The sequence below is a fragment of the Vibrio sp. 1078-1 genome (genome assembly GCF_033340475.1).
The window spans coordinates 1-639 of sequence record NZ_JAWOWM010000484.1 but is presented as its reverse complement, the minus strand read 5'-3'; the positions used below and the strand labels follow the sequence as shown (position 1 = coordinate 639).

The window sequence follows — 639 nt, the reverse complement described above, 5'->3', positions numbered from 1 at the left end:
TTTTAAACAAAGTTATAGTCGAGAACCATTTACGCAGCATCTACATAACTTAATACAATCCGTTCTTTCACCCAAAGAGTCTTGATGATCTGCTCCAGCCAGACTGGACACTTCATTAAGCGACATTTTTCTGTTCAAAGTTAACTGGGCTTAGATACCCAAGAGCACTGTGCCTTCTCGTCCGATTATATACTCGCTCAACTTGAAGATGCAGGTTTCAAAATCTGAAAATTATCCGTAATTCGGGATACCAGTGAGCCTGCAACTTCTGGCAACGTTACATTGAAAAATTCATTAATAGCCGTTGTAAATTCAGCCTTCGAGGAGAAGTAAATATTGTTCCTCGCATGCTCATTCATCACTTTCCATAACCGCTCGATTGGATTTAAATTTGCCTTCCCATTTTTTTAATCTCAAGCATACTTCACCGATGAGATTTTCTTTTTATCAAAAGCTAATGAAACTTGGTTTGCATAGCGATCTGTTGCCGTTTTAAGATGTAGCCGAAAACCCAATAGCCAAAGAGGGGCTTAATCCTCAAAGCAGAACTGGATGTCAGTTCAACAACAAGTACCTTTCATCATGAGCACCACCTTAGCTTTAAAGTTGAGGTCGTGTATAGGTATTCGGATAACCTTG

The 639-nt window shown here is 39.4% G+C and carries 2 pseudogenes; both read right to left on the bottom strand.

Annotated elements, in window-relative coordinates:
- Positions 1-115 precede the first annotated feature (115 nt).
- Positions 116-202: pseudogene (locus R7190_RS31430) on the bottom strand (IS3 family transposase); the annotation flags it as partial.
- Positions 198-392 (bottom strand): annotated as a pseudogene (locus R7190_RS28330) (IS630 family transposase); the annotation flags it as partial. The pseudogenes R7190_RS28330 and R7190_RS31430, both read right to left, overlap by 5 nt.
- Between the last annotated feature and the right edge of the window lie 247 nt (positions 393-639).